The organism is Bacillus sp. 7884-1 (genome assembly GCF_002272245.1).
Lineage (GTDB): Bacteria > Bacillota > Bacilli > Bacillales > Cytobacillaceae > Neobacillus.
Genome location: NZ_NPDD01000163.1, coordinates 1 through 1,374 on the forward strand (window position 1 = coordinate 1; position 1,374 = coordinate 1,374).

The following is a 1,374-nucleotide window of genomic DNA, read 5'->3' on the forward strand; positions in this document are numbered from 1 at the left end:
AAACTACCATGAAAATTAACTTCTGTAAGATATGAAAAATGGCAATACTTAAATAGACGCAGCTCATTCAACTTTTTTTTAAAAGGAGAGGAGCGTCTGATCAGTGGTGTTTATAGACTTCATTAAGGATTAGGAGGCTTCTGTTATTGTTACAGTGTATCCTAGGTTTTCTAGTCTGCGGACCGAATGGCGTACAATAGATACCTGTCTTTGTTTATCAAAGTAGTCTTCGCCTAGGTCTACATACATTTCTTTTCTAGTTAACAAGTAATATGCGATTCGCAACATCGCATGGGCTACAACAATAGCTGCTTTTTTCTTTCCTTTTCGTCCAGCTGTACGTCTATACAATGCACCGAGATAGTTTTTGGAACCTCTGACTGATTGAGCTGCTTCTGTTAATGCGGATCTTAAGTATTTATTACCTTTTTTAGATTTACTAGATTTCCTTTTACCCGCACTTTCATTATGACCAGGAACCAAGGCAGCCCATGAACATAGACGAGCGGCAGTGGGGAATTGGTTTCCAACATCCGTTCCTATTTCAGCTAAGATTTGTTCAGCCATTCTGGTGGCAATCCCTGGAATTGAATCGAGACGTTCTATATCTTCCTGATAAGAGCTTACTCTTTGGGCAATCTCTTGATCCAACATTTCAATCTGATCTGTTAGAAAATCAATGTGCGTTAAAATAGTCTTTAACATTAAACGCTGGTGTGGATTAACATAGCCCTGAAGTGCCAGTTCAAGTTCTTCTTTTTTCTTCTTCATTGTACGTCGAGCGAAATTCGCTAGTTTCTCAGGATCATCCTCACCATCTGCAATAGCACGAAGCATATCCTTAGATGAAACACCCAAAATATCAGAAACAACAGATCCTAGTTTAATGTTTGCTCCTTCTAAAACCTTTTGAATACGATTGTGTTGTCTGGCTCGTTCTTCAATGATACTACGGCGGTAGCGAACAAGCTCTCGTAATTCTCGTTGATTTCGGTTAGGGATGAAACTAGCTTTAAGAAGTCCATGGCGAAGAAGTTTTGCAATCCATTCCGCATCTTTAACGTCGGTTTTACGGCCAGGAAGGGCTTTCATATGTTGGGCATTCACAACTAAAAACTCAATTCCTTCAGACTCCAATAAATTAACAATCGGTTTCCAATAAACACTTGTGCTTTCCATGGCAACATGGGTACAGCCATGTTCCTTAATCCAGTCCATTAACTTTAGTAAAAAAATTGTTTTGGTAGAAAACGTTTGAATCTCCTTTCTTTCAGGTGTCATTATACATACAGTAATGTTGTCCTTATGGACATCCAAACCACATGCTCTTTCAATGATTACATCCATTGAAATCTTTCCTTTCTAGGCTTGTAT

The 1,374-nt window shown here is 38.7% G+C and carries 1 protein-coding gene; it reads right to left on the reverse strand.

Features of this window, described 5'->3' with window-relative positions; all coding sequences use genetic code 11:
- Nucleotides 1-129: 129 nt before the first annotated feature.
- Nucleotides 130-1,347: an IS110 family transposase gene (locus tag CHI06_RS18675; RefSeq protein WP_095250135.1), complete on the reverse strand. Its 1,218-nt coding sequence runs from the start codon at nt 1,345-1,347 to the stop codon at nt 130-132.
- Nucleotides 1,348-1,374: the final 27 nt, after the last annotated feature.